Consider the following 16061-nt stretch of genomic DNA (forward strand, 5'->3'; position numbering starts at 1 on the left):
CAGATGTTGTTAATAGGGTATGTAGGGTTACTTCACAATGCTCGCGGCCGGGTTCACGGTGGCGAGCATGCGCCGCACCTCGCGCAGCAGGGCATCGGGCAGGCACGGCTTGGTGATGTACGAATCGCAGCCCGCGTTCTGGGCCTCGCGCGAGTGCCCATCCAGCGCGTGCCCGGTGAGCGCCACCACGGGGATGGCCTTGGTGCGCGCGTCGCCCTTGAGCCGGCGCGTGGCCTCCCAGCCATCCATCACGGGCAGGGACAGGTCCATGAGGATGACGGCGGGCCGGAACTCCATGGCCTTCTCCACCGCCTCCAGCCCGTTGCGCGCCTCGATGACCCGGTAGCCGGAGAACTCCAGGTACTCGGCGTACATCTCCCGGGCATCCTGATAGTCATCCACGATGAGGATGAGCGGCGCGGACTCGTTGCCCATGGCTTGGGTCATGATCGCCTCGCGAGGCGGGGCAGGTGCAGGGTGAACGTCGAGCCCTGGCCCACGGCGCTCTCCAGGCTCACGCGTCCGTCGAGCATCGCGGCCAGCCGGCGGCAGATGGACAGGCCGAGTCCCGTTCCCCCATAGGCTCGCGTGGGAGAGTTGTCCACCTGCTGGAAGTCCTCCCAGATGCGCTCCTGATGGGCCGGATCGATGCCGATGCCGGTGTCCACCACGGAGATGTGGAACGCGGCGGTGGCGACCTCGTACCGGGCCTTCACCTGGATGCTCCCCTCGTGGGTGAACTTCAGGGCGTTGGACAGCAGGTTGACGACGATCTGTTTCACCTTCTGCCGGTCGCTGTGCACCATGGGCAGGTTGGGCTCCACCTGGGTGCTCACCGCCAGCTTCGAGCGGACGATGATGGGATCCAACTCCGCCATGACCTCCTGGAGCAGCTCGGGCAGGCGGAACTCGGACAGGTGCAGCGGCATCCGGCCCGCCTCGATGCGGGTGATGTCGAGGATCTCGTTGATGATCTCCAGGAGGTGGCGCCCGTTGGAGTCGATGCGGCTGAGGCTGCGGCGCTGCGGAGGGGGCAGCTCGCCGTTGACGCCCTGCAGCAGCATGTTGGTGTAGCCGAGGATGGCGTTGAGCGGCGTGCGCAGCTCGTGGCTCATGTTGGCGAGGAACTGGGACTTGGCGGCGCTCGCCTGCTCCAACTGGATGGCCTGGCGGCGCAGCAGCTCGTTCTGCGTGGCCAGCTCCTCGGTGGCGGCGTTGACCCGGGCGGCCAGCTCACTGGAGGCGGCCTCGAGCCGGGTGAGCTGCCGGCCCTTGTACAGGCGCGTGAGGTGCGAGCCGAGGTGGCCCGCGAGCCAGCGCACGTCCGGGGATAGCTCCGGCGAGGCGGGCGTGACCAGCAGCAAGCCCGGCGGAGGGATGCCGGGGGCCGCCTTGCCGAGCGACAGCGAGTAGAGCCCCCGGCGCAGCGGCGACAACTCCGGGGAGAGCTGGCCCGGAGCGATCCACCGGGGCTCGGACCACTGGAGGGCTTCCACCAGCGGGTGCTTCGTCTCGTGCAGCGCGAGCACGACGCCCTCCACGCCGGGCATTCCATAGGAGGCCAGGGGCACGAGGGAATCCGATTCGTCGGGTGCCAGACACAACACCTGCTCCACCCGTGCGTGGTGCACGAGCCAGGACACGGCGGCTTCGGCACACGCCCGGGCGTCATCGCACCCGAGCAGCAGTTCCGAGAAGGCGAGTCGGGCCTCGGAGCTGGGTGCGGGGGGTGTTGGCAGTGCGGCAATGGATGGCAAGACGTAACGCTCCGGTGTCCGTGGGGTTCAGAGGTCTCGGGTGCGGATCATGGAGTCGAGTGACTCCATGGTAGTGTGTCCCCTCCACGCTCCGGCCAACGCCCGCCAGGCTCGGTTGTTGGGTCTTATACAAAAAAAGGCTTCAGTGGAGGACAGGCAGGCGGGCGGGCTCGTCCGCTCGTTCCCCCTACCAGCCCTCGGCCGAGTCCATAGCCTTGGAAGATGGTCGATGAGCGCGAGCATCAATCCTTGTGGACGGTGTCGGCCCCGGCGCGGCGGTACCCCCCGCTGCCGGGGGATCTCGAGGTCGACGTGGTGGTGGTGGGAGGGGGCATCGCGGGGCTCACCACGGCCTGGCTGCTCAAGCAGGAGGGCAAGCGGGTCGCCGTGGTGGAGATGCACCGCATCCTGACGGGGCAGACAGGGCAGACGACGGCGCACCTCACGGAGCTGCTGGACGTCTCCTATGACACGTTGGCATCGGACTTCGGGGAGAAGGGGGCTCGGCTGGCGGCCGAGTCCACGCGCGCCTCCATCGAGAAGATCTCCAGTCTGGTGGAGCGGCTGGGCATCGCGTGTGATTTCCAGCGGCTGCCCGGCTACCGCTACGCGGAAACGGAGGACGAGGCGCGGCAGCTCGAGTGCGAGGCCTCCGCGGCCCGGCGGGCGGGGTTGCTGTGCTCGCTGACCCGGGACGTGCCGCTGCCCTATCCGGTGATGCTGGCGCTGCGGGTGGAGGACCAGGCTCAGTTGCACCCCCGCGCGTACCTCCAGGCGCTCGCGGAGCGGATCGTCGGGGAGGGCAGCCACGTCTTCGAGGAGACGCAGGTCACCGACATCCACGAAGGGGTGCCCTGCCGGGTGCAGACCACGCGCGGGGTGCTCCTGTGCCAGGAGGTGGTGGAGGCCACGACCACGCCCCTCAACCGCGTCCTGCTGCACACCAAGCTCATGCCCTACCGCACCTATGCGCTGGCGGCGCGGCTCGAGGCCCCCCTGGCGCCGGGGCTCTATTACGACAGCAAGGAGCCCTACCATTACATCCGCACCCAGCGTCTGGACGGCGCGGACTACGTCATCGTGGGAGGCGAGGACCACAAGGTGGGCGCCGAGGAGGACACGGCCCGCCGCTACCTGGCCCTGGAGGAGTACCTGCGGCAGCACTTCTCGGCGTCACGGGTGGAGTACCGCTGGTCGGGCCAGGTCATCGAGCCGGTGGACGGGCTCGCGTACATCGGCCGCAACGGCGGCTCGCGTCACGTGTGGGTGGCCACGGGCTTCTCGGGGACGGGCATGACGTTCGGGACACTGGCGGGGATGATCCTCTCGGATTTGATCCTCGGCCGGGACAACCGCTACGCCTCGCTCTATGACGCCACGCGGGTGAAGCCGATCGCGGGGGCACGGGACTTCGTCCACGAGAACGCGGACGTGGCGTTCCACTTCGTGGCGGATCGGCTGGCGAGGCCGGACACGCATGACCTGTCCGAGGTGCCGCCCGGCGAGGGCCGCATCGTGGAGGTGGAGGGCCGCAAGGTGGCCGTCTACCGGGAGACGTCCGGCGGCGTCCACGCGCTCAGCCCGGTGTGCACGCACCTGGGATGCCACGTGCACTGGAACAACGCCGAGCGCTCGTGGGACTGCCCGTGCCATGGCGGCCGCTTCAGCCCGACGGGCGAGGTGCTCAATGGCCCTCCGGTGAAGGGACTCGCGTCGAAGAAGATCCGCTGAAGCGCGGGGCCGCGCGGCGCGTGGCACGATGGGCTCATGCCCGCCTCTTCCCGCGCCGCTCCCGCGAGCGACTCCGTGCCCTCGTCCGACAGCCTCCTGCCCGAGGGCTTCACGCCCGCCGCCCGCCGCGCCCTGGCCAAGGCGGATCCCCTCCTCGGCACGTTGATGAAGCAGGTGGGGCCGTTGCGGCTGGAGGTGGAGGCGCTGCGCGACCCCTTCGTGGCGCTGGCGCGCTCCATCGCCTACCAGCAGCTCACGGGCAAGGCGGCGGCCACCATCTTCGCCCGGGTGTGCGAGCGCGTGGGCGAGGGCGCGCGCTTCACGCCGGAGGCGGTGCTGGCCGTGCCGGTGGAGGACTTGCGCGCGGCGGGACTGTCCGGGGCGAAGGCGGCGGCGATGAGGGATCTGGCGCTCAAGGCCCGGGAAGGGGAGGTGCCCACGCTGACGAGGGCCCGGCGCATGAGCGATGCGGCGCTGGTGGAGCACCTGACGAAGGTGCGGGGCATCGGGCAGTGGACGGTGGAGATGATGCTCATCTTCCGGCTGGGCCGGCCGGACGTGCTGCCCGTGGATGACTACGGGGTGCGCAAGGGCTTCATGCGCACCTATGGGCTGGCGGAGATGCCCCGGGCCCGGGAGCTGCTGGCCCATGGGGAGCGCTGGAGGCCGTGGCGCTCGGTGGCGAGCTGGTACATGTGGCGGGCGCTCGAACTGCCGAAGGCCCCAGCCCCCTGAAGCGCGCGGCGCCTAGGCCCGACGGCGACGCAGGCGCGTCAGCGTGGCCGCCGCGAGCGCGAAGGCGAGCATGGGCGAGCCGCCCGTGGCCGAGCAGCCGCCCTTGTCCTCGTCCGGCTCGGTGGGGGTCCCCGTTCCCCCGGAGATCGTCACGGTCTGGGTCGTGGCCGCGGCGCGGTCCCCCGAGCTGTCGTAGTTGTTGTTGGCCGAGTTGCCCGCCGCGAAGATCTTCACGGTGCCACTGGCGGGGGCGACCAGCGAGAAGGCGAAGCGCAGCTCGCCATTGGTGAAGGACTTGGCCCCGTTGTGGGTGAGCTCACTGCCCAGCTTCTTGCTCCCCTCTCCCGCCTGGAGGACCGCCGCCGCGTTGTCCACGGCGACGTTCATGCCGCCCACGTTCGCGGGGCCACCCTTGATGATGAGCGTGTACTGGCCCGTGGCGTTGGGTTCGAGCGTCGTGGGCCCGGAGATCTCGACCACGGGGGCGGCGGCGCCGCCATAGTGGCAGGTGCTGCACGTCGCTCCATCCTTGCCCGATTGGCCGGTGATGCCCGCGCTGTTGGCGAGGGCCGACGTCGAGATCAGGCAAGCGGAGATCACACCCAGGGTACCGAGAGAAGCGCGCATTCAACCTCCAAGGGGGGACTGTGCTGATGGAGACTCTCTTCGTAGCCCGGTTCGCGCCTCCGGGAAATGTCACGATTCAGCGGTGGGTCGAATCTCCGCGGGGAGGGGTCCTGCTGGAGGTTGACGGACGAGGGGGGAGTCGTTCCATCCCGGTGGAGTGTTACTCGAAGAACGAGTGTTCCCGGCGGGCTCATACCAAGCGTCCGGTAGTATTCCCGCGTGTGACCTGATGCGGATGGGCGGTGCGGCATCTGGTTCAGTGTCCCGGCGAGGGGGGACGGATGCGACTGGAGACACTCAAGGCCCGGATCCGCGAGGCGGGAGGACCCGAACTGCTCGAGCGGTTGGAGTGGAACATCAGCGGCTCGGAGCTGGCTCCGCTGACGGACAGTGGCCTCTTCACGCCGCCGGAGGTGGAGTCCCTCATCGTCGCTCGTTACGAGCGCGGCGTGTGTCGCTGGCACGGCGGAGGCGAGTATCCCGTGAGGGGCGTGCTCGATCACGCCATCGACGCGGGCCGGTTCCTCTCCGAGGTGCGCCGCCGTGCCGAGCTGCGCGGCGTGTCCTTCCACGACGGCCATACCCTGGTGGGCCTGAGTGAGGGCCCCCGCTCCGTGCGCCTGCCGCGGCTGACTCCCGCCCCGAGGGCGCCGGAGCGCCGGGTGGTGCTGGTGGGGGACGCGGCCGCGCGCCACTCGCCCCTCACCTGTTGTGGCTTCGGAGGGATGATGCGCTCGTTTCTTCCCGGCTCCCGGGTGCTCGCGGAGGCGCTCGCGCGGGAGCGCTTTCCTCCCTCCATGGCCATTCCCTCGCGTGCTCCGGAGCGCCGCGACGAGGTGAATCAATTGCTGGATACGGCCTTCGCCGTCCTCCACGCGCTGGGCAACGACTCCTACGCGGCCCTGCTCAAGGATCGATTGGAGGGGCGCGACTTCGCGCGGTTGCTCGGGGGGATCGCGCGGCGGCGGCCCCAGGCGTTCCGGGAGCTGCGCATGCTCGCGCATACCGGTCCGTTCGCGCTCGCCCGCTGGCTGGAGGGGTTCTCCCGCCTGCTGCTCAACCCGTTCCTCGCACCCTGATGGGAGGTGGGCCCCATGCGCCTGCCGTTCGAGTGGTCGAAGCTCTCCGTTCCCCGGTTGTCTCCCGAGAAGCTCCCGCCCGCGCGTCTGGCACTCCGGTCGAGCGCCCCCGGAGGGGTCACCGCGGCGGTGGTGGGCGGGGGGCTCGCGGGCATGGCGGCCGCCACGGTGCTCGCCGAGCGCGGTGTCTCCGTCACCGTCATCGAGCGGGAGCCGTACCTGGGCGGCCGGGCCGGTGGCTGGCGGGAGCGGCTGGCGGATGGCGAGCCGTTCGACATGGAGCGCGGCTTCCACGCCTTCTTCCGGCAGTACTACAACCTGCGCGCGTTGTTGCGCCGGGTGGATCCCCGCGGAGAGCGCCTGCTCAAGCTGGACGACTATCCCTTGCTGGGCCCGGAGGGGCGCCGGGAGTCCTTCTCGGGCCTTCCCGCGCGACCTCCCTTCAACCTGGTGGGGCTCGTGGCCCGCACGCCGTCGCTGCGGCTCAAGGACCTGCTCCACCTCGAGACGCGCTCGGGCCTGGCGATGCTCACGTTCGACATGGAGCGCACGTACGCCCGGTTCGATCACCGCGACGCGCGCGAGTTCCTGGACTCGCTCCGCTTCCCGCCCCATGCGCGGCGCATGCTGTTCAATGTCTTCGCGCACTCCTTCTTCAACCCGGAAGAGGAGATGTCGGCGGCCGAGCTGTTGATGATGTTCCACTTCTACTTCATGGGGAATCCGGAGGGGCTCGTCTTCGACGTGCTCGATCAGCCCTTCTCGCTGGCGCTGTGGAATCCGCTGCGCCGCTATCTGGAGTCGCTGCGGGTGGACTTCCGGCTGTCCCAGTCGGTCACCGCGGTGGAGCCCCGGGTGGATGGGAAGTTCCGGTTGCAGGTGGAGGGGAGGGAGCCGCTCGTCGCGGACACGGTGGTGCTCGCCACGCCGGTGCCCGCGCTCCAGCGGATCGTGGCTCGCTCACCGGAGCTGCTCGATCGCGCGTGGCGCGCGCGGGTGGAGGGGCTGGCGTTGACCTCGCCGTTCGTGGTGTGGCGGCTGTGGTTGGATCGCCCATCGCGGCCCGGGCGCGCGCCGTTCGCGGGGACGACGGGGGTGGGGGTGATCGACAACATCTCGCTCTACCACCTGTTCGAGAGCGAGAGCCGGGACTGGGCGGCGCGCACGGGGGGCTCGGTGGTCGAGCTGCATGCCTATGGCCTGCCCCGAGGGGCGGACGAGGCGGAGGTCCGGAGGGACTTGCTGGCCGGCCTGCACGGGTTCTACCCGGAGTTCCGCGACGCGCGGGTGCTGGAGGAGCGCTTCCTGTGGCATCAGGACTGTCCGGCGTTCGCGCCGGGCTCGTTCGCCTCGCGGCCGGGGCCGGAGACGCCCTCGTCCCGGGTGGCGCTGGCGGGGGACTTCACTCGCCTGCCCATTCCCACGGCGTTGATGGAGCGGGCGGCCACCTCGGGCTTCCTGGCGGCCAATCACCTGCTCGCGGGCTGGGACGTCCAGGGCGAGGACATCTGGTCCGTTCCGCGGCGGGGCCTGTTGGCCGGGCTGCCGCTGTTGGACTGAGGGGCGGGAGGCGCCTGCCCCTTCATGGGAGCAGGCGCGGACTCACCGGGGTTCAGGGATAGGTGATGGACGTCACGTAGCTGGCCGTGTTCGTGTTACACGCCTTCGGGAACGTGTAGGCGCTGCCCGTGAACGACTTCGTGACCGTCTGGGGCGCCTTGCCGGGCCGCCGCACCGAGACGGAGCAGGTGATGGGCGAGTCGGGGCTGGGTGAGGGATTGAAATCCGCGGTCTCGAAGCAGACGTGGTAGGTGCCGGAGGGAGGCGTCCTGTCCGATGCCCAGAAGACGTTCTCCGGCCCCTGGCCCGAGGTGTCATCCCGATCCATCTGGCCAAAGTCAGTGCCCGCGTTCGGGCCCAGGTTGTCCCACCAGACCAGCTTGCCAGAGGGAGTGCTGACGATGAGGTCCGCATCTCCCGGACGATTCCACGTCGCGCTGATCTGGAGGTTGCCACTGCCCAGGCAGAGCGACTCCACGCAGGACTGGCCTCCGCCGCAGGCGTTGTCGCAGTCTCCGCAGTGGTTCGCATCCGACGTCAAATCCACGCACTCGCTTCCACAGGTCGTCCTGGGGGCCTCGCAGGTAGTGGGCGTGCAGGTGTAGTGGCCCGGCGTGTTGGTGCACGTCTCGCCGGGGGCGCAGGTCTTCGGATCGGCGCACTCGTCGATGTCGGTGCACGTGACGCCATCGCCCGAGTACCCCACCTTGCACGCACAGGTGAAGCTGCCCGCCGTGTTGACGCAGGTGGCATTGACATCGCAGTTGTCCGTGTTGCTGGCGCACTCGTTGATGTCGGTGCACGTGACGCCGTTGCCCGAGAAGCCCCCCTTGCACGCACAGGTGAAACCACCCGTCGTGTTGGTGCAGGTGGCATTGGCATCGCAGTTGTCCGTGTTGCTGGCGCACTCGTCGGCATCCGTGCACGTGGTGCCATCGCCCGTGTAGCCAGACTTGCAGGCACAGGTGAATCCACCCGGCGTGTTGGTGCAGTGGGCATTGGCATCGCAGGTGGTCGTACCGCTGGCGCACTCGTCGATGTCCGTGCACGTGAAGCCATCGCCCGTGTAGCCGGGCTTGCAGGTGCAGGCGAAGCTGCCGGACGCCTCGGTACAGAGGGCGTTGGCGTCGCACTTCGCCGAGCCGTCGGCACACGAGCCCGTCTGCCGGGTACAGCGGCTCGGTGCACCGGTGCACTGCCATCCTTGCTCTACCTGGCAGGCCTCGTCACACCCATCGCCCTTGGCGTTCAGGCCATCGTCACAGGTCTCCTGCTGCTGGACGACTCCGTCGCCACAGCGTTCCGAGGAGGGATTTTCACTCGAAGTGGGCCCGCACCCAGCCACTCCCAACACGAGCCCGAGAACACATACGAAGCGTCGCACTGCATCAATCATGGGTATTGCTCCTTGCGTGACGCTCATCCTGCAAGCGACCTGCCCCGCTGTCTGCTCTCTTGATGCCGAATCCCACGAGGCACCCCGGACGCTCCGGGGGTGGGTCCGGTGGAGGGCGAGGCGCACTCGCCTCGCACGTTAGACTCTCCAGGCGATGGACGGCCGGTGATGGCCGGGTCCTGCGCGAGGCTGGAGGAGACAACGGCATGAAATCCAGACGCAATACGTGGATGGCGCTGTGGGTGGTGGCCGCGGCGAGCGCTTGTGGCACCACGGAGTCCCTGGAGCCGGAGCCCGTCAAGGGCGTGAGGAATCTGGCCGAGCATTGCGAGGTGCCGCCCCCCTTCACGGGCAACTTCGAGCCCGAGCTCCAGTGGGCGTGGACGGGCAGCGCGGTGCTGCCCGACTACAAGCAGGTGATGATGACCCCGGCGGTGGTGGACGTGAACGGAGACGGCACTCCGGACATCGTCTTCAGCTCCTTCGCCGGCGGCAACTACAGCGCGGACGGCGTGCTGCGCGCCATCAGTGGTGATGACGGCCATGCCTTGTGGACGGTGACGGACGCCTCGGCCCGGGTGAAGCCGGGCGCCAGCATCACGGCGGGTGACCTCGATGGCGATGGGCAGGTGGAGATCTGCGGCATCCCCGAGAACGGGCGCGGCATCATCTGCTTCGAGCACGACGGCACCTTCAAGTTCCGCTCGGCCGAGGCCGCGTACGACTACAACGAGTGGGGCGGCCCCTCGCTGGCGGACCTGGACGGTGACGGCTCCGTGGAGATCCTCGATGGCAACCGCGTCTACAGCCACACCGGGCAGTTGTCGTGGGTGGGCGGCGACTCCATGGGCGGTGCGCATTCCACCGGGCCCGTGTCCTTCGCGGTGGACCTCGACCAGGACGGCAAGCTGGAGGTGATCAACGGCCGGTCGGTCTACAACTTCGACGGCACCCTGCGGTGCGCCAACACGAACGTGCCGCACGGCTTCGCGGGCGTGGCCAACTTCGACGCCGACGCGGCGGGGGAGATCGTCGTGGCGGGCCGCGGCAAGGTGAGCCTGCTCGACGATGACTGCTCGCTGCTGTGGACCCGGGACGTGTATGTGACGGGTCACTCCGCGGCCGGCCACGGTGGCCCGCCGACGATCGCGGACTTCGATGGCGACGGCCAGCTCGAGATCGGCCTGCCCGGCGAGTGGAACTACACCGTCTATGGCTCCGACGGCGCCGTGAAGTGGTCCAGCTCCATCCAGGACTACAGCTCGGGCCGCACCGCTTCCACCACGTTCGACTTCGAGGACGATGGCAAGCTGGAGGTCGTCTTCGCGGACGAGGTGTACCTGCGCATCTACGACGGTGCCACGGGCGCGGTGCGCTGGCAGACGCGCAACAGCTCGGGCACCACGCACGAGTACCCGCTCGTCGTGGACGTGGATGGGGACAACGCCGCGGAGATCATCGTGGTGTCCAACAACCACGCCTACCCGGGCCAGAACGGCATCCGCGTGTTCCACGACGCCAGGGAGGGTTGGGCCAACACCCGGCGCGTCTGGAACCAGCACGCGTACTCGATCACGAACGTCAACGACGACGGCGCCATCCCCGTGCACGCGGCTCCCCACTGGCTCCACCCGAAGCTCAACGTCTTCCGCGCCAACGTCGCCAACTACCTGGGCGAGGGTCCCAGCCCCTACGCCGCCCCGGACCTCGCCGCCTCCCGCGTGACCGCTACGTGTGATGGCGAGGGCCTGCTCGTGCTCGGCGCGAGCGTGCTCAACCAGGGCGAGGCCCCCGTGGGGGCGGGCGTGAAGGTGGCCTTCTACAAGGGCAATCCGGCCTCGGGCGGCACGCTGCTCGGCGTGACGGCCGTCGCGGAGCCCCTGCCCGTGGGGGGCAGCGCCACCGCCACGCTCCAGGTACTCTCCTCCTTCACGGGCACCGCCGAGGTGTGGGCCGTGGTGGACGATGACGGCACGGGCCAGGGGAGCACCTCCGAGTGCCTCGAGGACAACAACGGCGTCTCCGCCCTGGCGGAGCTGTCGTGCGAGGTGACCCCGGCCAACAAGCCGCCCGTGGCCCTGTGCCGTGACGTCACCGTCAACGCCGACGCGTCCTGCCTCGGTGGCGCCAGCGTGAACAGCGGCAGCTACGATCCGGACAACGGGCCGTCGCCGCTCGCCGTGACCGAGGTGCCCTCCGCGTCCTTCGGCCTGGGCACCCACCCGGTGACCCTGACGGCGTCGGATGGAGAGGCGAGCGACCAGTGCGTGGGTCACGTCACCGTGGTGGACACCACGAAGCCAGCGGTGGGCTGCCCCGACTCGCAGGTGCTCGACACGTGCTCGCTGGCGGGGGCCTCCGCCTCCTTCGAACTCTCCGCCACCGACAACTGCGGCTCACCCGCCGTCACCTGCTCGTATGACTCGGGTGCCACCTTCCCGGTGGGCGAGACGTCCGTCACCTGCTCCGCGAAGGATGCCTCTGGCAACAGCGCGTCCTGTGGCTTCAAGGTGCAGGTGCGTGGGGACACGACGCCGCCCGAGCTGCACTGCCCCACGGCGCCGGTGGTGGTGGAGAGCTGCGCGGGAAGCGCCCAGGCCTCCTTCGAGGTCTCCGCCACGGACAACTGCGGCCCCGTGCCCGTCTCGTGCTCGCGGGCCTCGGGTTCCTCGTTCCCGGCGGGCACTACCTCCGTGTCCTGCTCGGCGACGGACGCCTGGGGCAACTCGGCCTCGTGTCTCTTCTCCGTCCAGGTGCGCGGCGCGGGCTCGTCCACGCCGCCCACCCCGGGCGCGGATCGCGGCCTCGAGCTGTGGTCGCCCAACCACAAGTACGAGTCCCTGCCCGTCTCGCTGTCGGAGTGTGCCGCCCCGGCGACGGATGCGTGTGGCGGCTCGCTGCCCCTGGAGCAGTACGGGCGCATCCTGCGCATCACCTCGGACGAGGTGGAGGACGCCAACGGCAACGGTGATGGCCGCACGTGCGACGACATGATCATTGACGGCCCCACGTCCATGCGGCTGCGCTCCGAGCGCGAGGGCACGGGCGACGGCCGCGTCTACACCGTGACGTACGTGGTCTCTGTTCCCGGCGGGGTGTCCACGCAGGGCACCTGCCACGTCTACGTGCCGCACGATCAGTCCGGCCGGGGCGCGGTGGACAGCGGGGTGAAGTTCTGTGTCGGCGAGGGCTGCCCGCCGGGCACCGCGGAGCACAGCCCCTTGTGCAAGTGAGCCGTTGACGCGTTGAAACGCACGAGGGCCCGGGACCGGATTCAGCCGGTGCCCGGGCCCTCTTCTTCGTGGTGCGCGCCGCTCGGGGCGTACGCCGGCCCCTTTGGATCAGCTCTGGGGCACCGACCAGCTTCCCTTCCACTCCAGGGGCGTGTCCGGGTGGAGGGAGGTGAGCGTAGTTGAGCGGGCGCGCCATCCTTGTCTGCTCTCGATTCCGCCCTCCGTTCGGCCTTGGAGAAGCTTTTCGGCTCAGGGCGCCAGCTCCGGCAGCATCGGGACCCGCCGCGTCCCCGGGCCGTTGGGCGCCGAGGCGCTGTTGTTCGTCACCCGCCGCATCTTCGAGCGGATGAGGGGGAGATCCTTGCGCAGGGCGGACACGAACGCGGAAGGGGCGGTGGGCTCCACGTAGAAGGCGACCGTGGCCCCCGTCGCGTCCGTGACATAGGCGCCGAAGTCCTGCAGGGACTGGGCGACCATCTTGCCTTGTGGCGAGAGGCCCAGCGCGTTGATGTCCACCGAGGGCGGGATGGCGAAGTAGGCCCCCATGGGCACGTGGCCCTTGTAGGTCGTCTCGCTGCCCCAATCCTGCTCGGTGGCGGGCCACACATAGCCCTTCGCCGTGCCGTACCCGCTCGCGTCGTAGCCGCTGGCGCCCCCGCTGTAATGGAGCTGGACGCGATCGACGGCCACGGCCAGGGCGTGCTGGAGCTTCCCCGTGTACTTCGGATGGGTGGGATCGGTCTCCCAGCCGCGGATGAGCCCGCCAATCGCCGAGCCGCCATAGGCGCGCACGCCATTCGCGGGCCCGATGCCGCTGCCGTGGAGCTCGATCTTGTGGTGCCGCCCGGCCCGGTAGGCCGTGGGGGATTGCCGCGTCACGTTCCAGGCTTCCTCGATGGTCGTACGCGCCGGTTGGATGATGTGCATGTGCTTGTCGGTGCCATTGGCGATGACGGCCGTCGCGGGAATGTAATAGGACCCGCTGCGCGAGGAGTCGTTGTAGTCCGTCACCTGGGCCCAGGGATCGCTCTCGGAGGCGAAGGTGATGGGATGGGAATAGACATCCCAGTTGGCCCAGGTGTTGATGGTCATTCCATTGATGTTCGTGGCGATGAAGTCCCGGGTGGCGGGATCCGTCGTGTCCGCGTACGTCGCCCCGGTGCCGATGGGCAGGTTCCAGACGGAGTTCGAGCGGAAGGGTTGCAGCGTGGCGTCGCGAGTGCCGGCCGTTGCCTCACCGTCGGTGCCGCCCCCGTCCGTCTGGGGCGCATCCGCCTCGTCCGCGGCCCTGCCGTCACACGCCGACCCCAAGGCCAGCAGCGGCAGCAACACGGAGAGGGGGGCGAGCCTTCGCGAGTGCTGAGCGGGTCGTGAAACCAGAATCATCTTCTCTCCTTGAATCCTTCAATACGTGGATTCACCTTTTATTCATGAATACCATGGTCAGCCACATCCATGCCCTCGGGAGTGCTGGGCTGGAAAGGGAGGGGATGCGCCGACTTTGTGATGCCCCCGACATGTTCCACCTGTGACTGATGTGGTGGGAGGGCGCCTCGTCACCACAGAGGCAGGAGAGCCCATGACGATGACCGACGGGCAGGGACGTGACGCGGGGTGGGAGGCTTCCGCTCCCTCCTTTCCCAAACTGCTTGTCCAGGTGGGCGCGAGCCTGCATGCCACGCTGATCGTCGACAGCCAGGAGCGGATTCTTCGGATGAACCACCTGCTGACCTCCCTGGCCGGGTGGGGGGACGGGGTCGCGTTCGAGGGGCGGGCCTTCGAGGAGGTGCTCCACCGTCTCCCCTGGCTCGCTCAAGCCCTCCGCACGGCCCTGAGCGGAACGGAGACGGTCTGCGAGGGCGGCGCGCCGGAGCGGCGGATGAGGGCCCTGGTGCTTCCCGTCTTCGAGGACGGCGTGTGCCTGGGAGCATGCGCCCTCTTGAGTGCATGCGCGCCTGGGAGCGCCGGGTCGGCCCGTCACGATGCCCTGGAGCAGGAACTCACCCGGACCCAGCGGCAATACGAAGAGCTGCTCGACACCCTCGACGCCGCCGTCTGGGAAGCCGACGTGGACTTTCGTTTCACCTTCGTGAACCGACAGGCGGAGCGCCTGCTTGGCTTTTCCTCCCTCCAATGGATCCAGGAGCCGGACTTCTGGAGGGCCCACGTGCATCCCGAGGACCGTGAGTGGGCCCAGGCCTACTGCATGAAGGCATCCCGGGAGCGCAGGCCCTATGAGTTCGAGTACCGCATGGTGGCCGCGGATGGACGCATCGTGTGGCTGCGGGCCTTCGTCACGGTGCTCGGCGAGGAGGAGCATCCCCTGAAGCTGCGTGGCATCCTGGTGGATGTCACCGAGCAGCGCGAGGCCCGGGAGACGCTGGAGCAGACCGTCTCGTTGCTGCGCGCCACGTTCGACTCCATCACGGATGGTGTGATGGTCGTGAGCAACAACGGGCGGGTGACCGCCTTCAACAAGCGCTTCCAGCAGTTGTGGGGGCTCTCCGATGCACTGCTGCGAGAGGAGCTGGACCACGAGAATGCCCTCGCGTTCGCCATCTCCCAGGTCAAGGAGCCGGAGCGCTTCTCCGCGCGGATCCGTGCGGTGTATGCGGCTCCCGAGATGGAGGACGTCGACATCGTCGAGCTTCGCGACGGGCGCATCTTCGAGCGCACCACGTTGCCCCAACGGGTGGGAAGCACCATCGTGGGACGCGTCTGGAGCTATCGGGATGTCACGCAGGAGCGCCGCGCCAGGGAGGAGCGGGAGCGGGCGTTCGCGGCCGAGCAGAACGCGCGCGAGCAGTTGGAGGAGTCGTTCGCCCTGCTCGACACCTTCCTGAACAACGCGCCCATCGGGCTGGGCTTCGTCGGGCTCGACCTGCGCTTCATCCGGGTCAACGACGCGCTGGCCTCACTTCACGGCAAGAGCCGGCACGAGGAGGTGGGTCGGGCACTCCACGAGCTGTCCCCCCGGGTGGCCACCACCGTCGAGCCCCTGCTGCGCCAGGTCCTGGACACCGGGGAGCCCATCATCGGTTTCGACCTGGCGCTCGAGGTGCCGCCTACCCCGGGCCTGTTGCGGCACTGGCGTGTCAGCTACTACCCCGTGCGGACGACGAGCGGCAAGCTCATGGGCGTTGGCGCCGTGGTCGTCGAGTTGACGGCGGAGCGTCACGCCCAGGCGGAGCGGGAGCGGCTGCTGCGCGAGGCTCACGCGGCCATCCAGATCCGCGATGACTTCCTCAGCGTCGCCTCGCACGAGCTGAAGACGCCCCTCACGCCCCTCAAGCTCCACCTGCAACTGCTCGAGCGACGGTGCGCCTGCGGGCAGCCCCTCCCGCCCGACCTCGCGCGGAAGGCACTCTGCCAGGTGGACCGGCTCTCGGAGGTGATTTCCGACATGTTGGACTCCTCGCGCATCCAGGCGGGACAGCTGGAGCTGGATCGCGCGCCCCTGTCGCTCCAGGAACTCGTCCGTGAAGTCCTGAAGGACTTCCGCCCGCTCTGTCTCGAGCACCCGCTGGAGTACGAGGAGTGCGCGCGGGGGCTCATGGTCCAGGGAGACAGGGGTCGGCTCGCGCAGGTGCTGGCGAACCTGTTGGAGAACGCCCGCAAGTACAGCCCCCTGAGGGGGCCGATCCGCGTCACGCTCGCCCGCGGCGGCGCGGAGGCCATTGTCTCCGTCTCGGACTCGGGGATTGGCATCCCGGAGGACCAGCAGGCCCACCTCTTCGAGCGCTTCTTCCGGGCCCGGAACGCACCCATCTCTGGCTTTGGCGGATTGGGGCTCGGGCTCTACATCTGCCGGCACATCGTCGAGCGTCACGGCGGTCGCATCTGGGTGGAGAGCGGGACGGGTCACGGCTCCACCTTTCGTTTCACCCTCCCGGTGGTGGACTGAGCCGCTCGCTCGCGTGAGCTGTGCGCGAGGCGCTCGCCC

The 16061-nt window shown here is 69.1% G+C and carries 11 protein-coding genes; 6 read left to right on the forward strand and 5 right to left on the reverse strand.

The annotated features are described in order from the left end of the window. Window positions 1-27: 27 nt before the first annotated feature. On the reverse strand, window positions 28-447 hold the full coding sequence (locus tag CYFUS_RS11515) for a response regulator (RefSeq protein WP_095985268.1): 420 nt from the start codon (window positions 445-447) through the stop codon (window positions 28-30). Further along, window positions 444-1757, reverse strand: coding sequence for a sensor histidine kinase (locus CYFUS_RS11520; RefSeq protein ID WP_232537501.1), 1314 nt, complete (start codon window positions 1755-1757; stop codon window positions 444-446). The genes CYFUS_RS11515 and CYFUS_RS11520 overlap by 4 nt, the downstream gene beginning before the upstream one ends. Window positions 1758-1979: 222 nt before the next feature. Here CYFUS_RS11520 and CYFUS_RS11525 point away from each other — a divergent pair, with 222 nt between their 5' ends. Together CYFUS_RS11525 and CYFUS_RS11530 are read left to right on the forward strand one after the other, a co-directional pair. Then, window positions 1980-3488 (forward strand): FAD-dependent oxidoreductase, encoded by a 1509-nt coding sequence (locus CYFUS_RS11525; protein WP_095985269.1) that lies wholly within the window; start codon window positions 1980-1982, stop codon window positions 3486-3488. Between the two features lie 36 nt (window positions 3489-3524). Continuing rightward, window positions 3525-4223, forward strand: a complete 699-nt coding sequence (locus tag CYFUS_RS11530) for a DNA-3-methyladenine glycosylase family protein (protein ID WP_095985270.1) — start codon at window positions 3525-3527, stop codon at window positions 4221-4223. A 12-nt stretch (window positions 4224-4235) separates the two neighbouring features. On the opposite strand, the gene CYFUS_RS11535 is transcribed toward CYFUS_RS11530, so the two are convergent. Further along, on the reverse strand, window positions 4236-4850 hold the full coding sequence (locus tag CYFUS_RS11535; RefSeq protein WP_095985271.1) for an MXAN_6652 family MXYO-CTERM-anchored protein: 615 nt from the start codon (window positions 4848-4850) through the stop codon (window positions 4236-4238). A 281-nt stretch (window positions 4851-5131) separates the two neighbouring features. Here CYFUS_RS11535 and CYFUS_RS11540 point away from each other — a divergent pair, with 281 nt between their 5' ends. Continuing rightward, window positions 5132-5929 (forward strand): hypothetical protein, encoded by a 798-nt coding sequence (locus CYFUS_RS11540; protein WP_095985272.1) that lies wholly within the window; start codon window positions 5132-5134, stop codon window positions 5927-5929. A 15-nt stretch (window positions 5930-5944) separates the two neighbouring features. Continuing rightward, window positions 5945-7489, forward strand: a complete 1545-nt coding sequence (locus tag CYFUS_RS11545; protein WP_095985273.1) for an FAD-dependent oxidoreductase — start codon at window positions 5945-5947, stop codon at window positions 7487-7489. A gap of 52 nt (window positions 7490-7541) precedes the next feature. Here CYFUS_RS11545 and CYFUS_RS11550 read toward each other — a convergent pair whose 3' ends face one another. Next, window positions 7542-8885: an EGF domain-containing protein gene (locus CYFUS_RS11550; protein WP_198316543.1), complete on the reverse strand. Its 1344-nt coding sequence runs from the start codon at window positions 8883-8885 to the stop codon at window positions 7542-7544. Between the two features lie 206 nt (window positions 8886-9091). On the opposite strand from CYFUS_RS11550, the gene CYFUS_RS11555 reads away from it, so the two are divergent. Next, on the forward strand, window positions 9092-12118 hold the full coding sequence (locus CYFUS_RS11555; RefSeq protein WP_095985275.1) for an HYR domain-containing protein: 3027 nt from the start codon (window positions 9092-9094) through the stop codon (window positions 12116-12118). Window positions 12119-12367: 249 nt separating this feature from the next. Here CYFUS_RS11555 and CYFUS_RS11560 read toward each other — a convergent pair whose 3' ends face one another. Further along, window positions 12368-13504, reverse strand: a complete 1137-nt coding sequence (locus CYFUS_RS11560; protein ID WP_095985276.1) for a hypothetical protein — start codon at window positions 13502-13504, stop codon at window positions 12368-12370. A 193-nt stretch (window positions 13505-13697) separates the two neighbouring features. Between CYFUS_RS11560 and CYFUS_RS11565 the strand changes: the two genes are divergently transcribed. Further along, window positions 13698-16022, forward strand: coding sequence for a PAS domain-containing sensor histidine kinase (locus tag CYFUS_RS11565; protein ID WP_232537502.1), 2325 nt, complete (start codon window positions 13698-13700; stop codon window positions 16020-16022). Window positions 16023-16061 lie beyond the last annotated feature (39 nt).

The organism is Cystobacter fuscus, from assembly GCF_002305875.1.
GTDB classification, from domain to species: Bacteria; Myxococcota; Myxococcia; order Myxococcales; family Myxococcaceae; genus Cystobacter; species Cystobacter fuscus_A.

What these genes read in the sequence shown, in the direction of transcription:
- CYFUS_RS11515 (WP_095985268.1), bottom strand. Translation starts at nt 447, where the DNA reads ATGACCCAAGCCATGGGCAACGAGTCCGCGCCGCTCATCCTCATCGTG.
- CYFUS_RS11525 (WP_095985269.1), top strand. Translation starts at nt 1,980, where the DNA reads ATGGTCGATGAGCGCGAGCATCAATCCTTGTGGACGGTGTCGGCCCCG.
- CYFUS_RS11530 (WP_095985270.1), top strand. Translation starts at nt 3,525, where the DNA reads ATGCCCGCCTCTTCCCGCGCCGCTCCCGCGAGCGACTCCGTGCCCTCG.
- CYFUS_RS11535 (WP_095985271.1), bottom strand. Translation starts at nt 4,850, where the DNA reads ATGCGCGCTTCTCTCGGTACCCTGGGTGTGATCTCCGCTTGCCTGATC.
- CYFUS_RS11540 (WP_095985272.1), top strand. Translation starts at nt 5,132, where the DNA reads ATGCGACTGGAGACACTCAAGGCCCGGATCCGCGAGGCGGGAGGACCC.
- CYFUS_RS11545 (WP_095985273.1), top strand. Translation starts at nt 5,945, where the DNA reads ATGCGCCTGCCGTTCGAGTGGTCGAAGCTCTCCGTTCCCCGGTTGTCT.
- CYFUS_RS11550 (WP_198316543.1), bottom strand. Translation starts at nt 8,885, where the DNA reads ATGATTGATGCAGTGCGACGCTTCGTATGTGTTCTCGGGCTCGTGTTG.
- CYFUS_RS11555 (WP_095985275.1), top strand. Translation starts at nt 9,092, where the DNA reads ATGAAATCCAGACGCAATACGTGGATGGCGCTGTGGGTGGTGGCCGCG.
- CYFUS_RS11560 (WP_095985276.1), bottom strand. Translation starts at nt 13,504, where the DNA reads ATGATTCTGGTTTCACGACCCGCTCAGCACTCGCGAAGGCTCGCCCCC.
- CYFUS_RS11565 (WP_232537502.1), top strand. Translation starts at nt 13,698, where the DNA reads ATGACGATGACCGACGGGCAGGGACGTGACGCGGGGTGGGAGGCTTCC.